At 54.7% G+C, this 3,705-nt stretch carries 4 protein-coding genes; 3 read left to right on the top strand and 1 reads right to left on the bottom strand.

Annotated features, from left to right (window positions below):
- Positions 1 to 183: 183 nt before the first annotated feature.
- Genes ylqF through DBO31_RS01760 form a run of 3 tightly spaced genes read left to right on the top strand, consistent with a single transcriptional unit; the run spans position 184 to position 2,751 of the window.
- Positions 184 to 1,050 carry a ribosome biogenesis GTPase YlqF gene (gene ylqF, locus DBO31_RS01770; RefSeq protein WP_059077319.1) on the top strand — a complete coding sequence of 289 codons (867 nt, stop codon included), beginning with the start codon at positions 184 to 186 and terminating at the stop codon, positions 1,048 to 1,050.
- Complete coding sequence (locus DBO31_RS01765) at positions 1,050 to 1,847, top strand: ribonuclease HII (RefSeq protein ID WP_150824292.1); 798 nt, start codon at positions 1,050 to 1,052, stop codon at positions 1,845 to 1,847. Before ylqF ends, DBO31_RS01765 begins: the two co-directional genes overlap by 1 nt.
- Before the next feature lies 1 nt (position 1,848).
- Entirely contained in the window at positions 1,849 to 2,751 is a 903-nt protein-coding gene (locus DBO31_RS01760) for an NAD(P)-binding domain-containing protein (RefSeq protein ID WP_150824291.1), read from the top strand.
- Between the two features lie 72 nt (positions 2,752 to 2,823).
- Here the strand turns inward: DBO31_RS01760 and DBO31_RS01755 are convergent, their stop codons facing one another.
- Complete coding sequence (locus DBO31_RS01755) at positions 2,824 to 3,540, bottom strand: hypothetical protein (protein ID WP_150824290.1); 717 nt, start codon at positions 3,538 to 3,540, stop codon at positions 2,824 to 2,826.
- Positions 3,541 to 3,705 lie beyond the last annotated feature (165 nt).

Raw genomic sequence — 3,705 nt, 5'->3', positions numbered from 1 at the left:
GGAATTAACGGCAACCCGTAAAGGCTGATCGATACAACGGCATAGGATAGACAAAAACAGGATCCGCTCCACGCGGGTCCTGTTTTTGTCTATTATCAGGCAGAGCACGGACTATCTTCGGATAGGTGTTTGACGGTTTTTGCCGAATCCAGTAGAATAGAAGATAGAAAGGTGGTAGTATATATGATTATCAACTGGTTTCCCGGCCATATGGCCAAGGCCCGCCGGCTCATCGAAGACAATCTGAAAGTCATCGACGTCGTCATCGAACTGGTCGATGCCCGGATTCCCATGAGCAGTACCAATCCTATGATTGCAAAGCTCATCGGGCAGAAGCCGTCTCTGGTCGTTCTGAATAAAGCTGATCTGGCCGATCCGGACTGTGTGGCGGAGTGGCTGACTTATTATAAACAGCAGGGCCGCCTCGTGCTGGCTCTCAACAGCAAAGACAGTCGCAGTGTCAAACAGCTCCTCAGCAAGGTACGCCAGCTGGCCGCTCCCAAGCTGGAACGGTGGAAGATGCGGGGGCTCAGGACCCGGTCGGTACGTACCATGATCCTGGGCATTCCTAACGTAGGTAAATCGACACTGATCAATACCCTGGCACACCGGAACGTGGCCAAAGCGGCCGATAAGCCCGGCGAAACCAAGGGCAAGCAATGGGTCCATCTGGGAGACAAGCTGGAATTGCTCGATACGCCGGGCGTGCTCTGGCCGAAACTGGAAAATCAGACCTATGCCTGCCGGCTGGCCGCGACAGGAGCCATTTCCGATACGGTCTTTGACATGGAAACGGTTATCTCCGAACTGATCCGGGAACTGGGTCAGTGGTATCCGGAAGAACTAAAAGGCCGGTTCAAGCTCGATAGCCTGGACGAAGCTCCACTTGCCACGGTCGAAGCCATCGGCCGCAAACGGGGCTGTATCGTATCGGGCGGCACCGTCGATATGGAAAAAACGTACAAGCTCATACTGAAAGAGTTCCGCGAAGGCCGCATTGGTGCCCTGTCCCTCGACCGGGTAGAAGAACTCAGCGGGGAGGATGCGTAATGGAAACGGCAGCCTATAAACTGGCAGAGCTGAAAGCTATGCTGAAAGACGGACAGACCGACATCCCGGCCCTACTGCAGGCTATGAAGGAAGACTCCCGCGTGTCCGTACAAAAAGAAGCCGCCGCCTTTATGCGCCGCAAAGTGCGGGAAGAAAAAGAACGGGAACGGCTCCTTTCTATGTATACCTACGAAACCAGATTTTATAATGAAAACATCTATCACGTGGCCGGCATTGACGAAGCGGGGCGGGGACCCGTCGCAGGACCGGTTATGATCGCTGCCGTCATCCTGCCTCCCTTCTGGGAATGTCCCGGCCTGAATGACAGCAAAAAAGTACCGCCGGCCAAACGGGAACGGCTCTACGACAAAATCATGGCCGAAGCCGTCGCCGTCTCGTGCATCGCCAAATCGGAAAAAGAAATCGATGACCTTGATATCTATCACGCGACCCAACAGGGCATGTACGATGCCGTCCGGACCCTGTCCGTCCCGGCAGAAGCCGTCCTGGTCGATGCCATGCCTCTGCCGGCCCTTACGGTGACCCATCAGTCCCTGGTCCACGGCGACGCCCTCAGTGCGTCCATTGCGGCGGCATCGATCATTGCCAAAGTGACCCGGGACCGGCTCATGGAGCAGTATGACAAGACGTATCCGGAATACGGTTTTGCCGTGCACAAAGGCTATCTGACCAGACTACACAAAGAGGCCATCGAAACCTACGGGCCCTGCCCGATTCACCGGCGTAGTTTTGAACCCATATGGACGATGACTCACTTTCACAGAGGAGATGAATGATATGAAACGAATCGGATTTATCGGACTGGGCATCATGGGTGTCCCCATGGTCCGCAACCTGTGCAAGGCAGGGATGGATGTCACAATCATAGACAATGGACACGGCAACCAGAAAGCCATAGCGGAACTAAAACAGCAAGGGGTCCACACGGCACTGACGGGCAGGGAAACGGCCCGGAATCAGGATGTGGTCATCACCATGCTCCCCAGCGGGCGCATTGTAAAAGATGTCCTCACCGGTCCCGACGGCGTACTGGCCGGCATCCGCCCCGGTACGGTCCTCATCGACTCCAGCTCGGTGGCTCCAGTCGAATCGCAGGAATTTGCCGCCCTGGCACAAAAAGCCGGCTGTCCCTTCCTCGATGCACCCGTAAGTGGTGGCGAACCCGGTGCCATAGCCGGCACGCTGGCTTTCATGATCGGCGGCGACGAAATGGTAGCAGAAGGGGTCCGGGACGTCTTTCTGGCCATGGGCTCATCGGCCGTCGTAACAGGACCTAACGGGGCCGGATCGGTGACGAAACTGTGCAATCAGATCATGTGTTTCATCAATATCGCTGCCGTCTCCGAAGCCCTGGTGCTGGCCCAGAAAGCCGGTGCGGATCCTAAGAAAGTGTATGAAGCTGTGCGGGGTGGTCTGGCTGGCAGTGCCATACTGGAACAAAAAGCAGCCCGTATCTATGGCCGCGATTTTGCTCCCGGCGGATTCCTGGAAAGTCAGATGAAAGATATCAATCACGTCATGGAAACGGCACAGGAACTGGACGTCCCCCTGCTGCTGGCACCAATCGTACAGCAGATTACCCAGAGCCTCATGCAGGAAGGCCGCGGCCGGGAAGACAACAGCTGCATGGTGACCTTCTATGAAAAACTGGCCGGTATAACCGTACAGACAAAAGAATAAGAAAAAGGGACTGGGCATGACAGCATACTTCTGTGAAATATGCGTTCTTATCCAGTCCCTTTTCCGTAACACTCACGAAAGCCCCCGTATATACGCCTCAGCCTTGCTGACCGATACGACGTCGATCCAGCCGGTCTTTATCAGGTGCCGGCAGATGCCAAAGACGATGCCGTGGCCTGTGATGAAGTGCCGGAGTTTACTCAGCCGCGCTTCCCATCCCGGAACGGACTGATAGCCCTTCATGGCCTGATCGAGCAGATGATTGCCGGGCCATCCTTCACGGAAATAGCTGTGGATGAATAAGAACAGATCGAGGACGCGGCCATCGACGTGGAAGAATTTCATTTCATTTTCCCAGTCGAGAAAGGTAATCGAACGGGTAGCGGGATTCCATGCAATATCGCGCAGGGCGGGCCGGCCATGATGCAGTCCGTATGAATGGAGCTGGGCCAGGGCCACTCCTGCCTTGTGATAGGCTTCGGCCGCGTCCTGTGGATATTCCTTTACGATGCGCTGCAGCGGCCGGCCGCTGGCTTTCATGACGAAATAATCGGGACCCAGGAGGACGATGGCCGGCGCCAGAGGAATCCGGCTGTTCACCAGTCCGATTTTATAGACCTCCGTCAGATAGGCCGTGTGCGCGTTCTGCTTGGCAAAGCGGTTGCGTCCGTTGGACAGGCTGCGCTTGATAAAATACGATGCATCCTGATAGGTAAAAGACAGAACCCGCTTCTTCGGCTGTTTATCCATGGCCATACGGGCAGCTTTTTCCATTTCCCTGTCATACATAGTGGTACCTCCATCCCAAAAAGAGAACTGTATCTATTTTACATGATTTTTATAAAGAAGCAAGGAACCGGTCAGATTTTTCTATCGATTTCCGGGATAGTGCAAAATAGTTCTCGGTAAGACTTGCCAAAAAGAAAGAAGACCCTGATGATAATGAGAGGCCAT

The organism is Megasphaera sp. DJF_B143 (assembly GCF_900320625.1).
Lineage (GTDB): Bacteria > Bacillota > Negativicutes > Veillonellales > Megasphaeraceae > Megasphaera > Megasphaera hexanoica.
Note: the sequence above shows the minus strand (reverse complement) of the source record. Positions and strands in the feature narration are given on the sequence as shown.

Excerpts from the sequence above, each read along its gene's own strand:
- ylqF (WP_059077319.1), top strand. The coding sequence starts at position 184 with ATGATTATCAACTGGTTTCCCGGCCATATGGCCAAGGCCCGCCGGCTC.
- DBO31_RS01765 (WP_150824292.1), top strand. The coding sequence starts at position 1,050 with ATGGAAACGGCAGCCTATAAACTGGCAGAGCTGAAAGCTATGCTGAAA.
- DBO31_RS01760 (WP_150824291.1), top strand. The coding sequence starts at position 1,849 with ATGAAACGAATCGGATTTATCGGACTGGGCATCATGGGTGTCCCCATG.
- DBO31_RS01755 (WP_150824290.1), bottom strand. The coding sequence starts at position 3,540 with ATGTATGACAGGGAAATGGAAAAAGCTGCCCGTATGGCCATGGATAAA.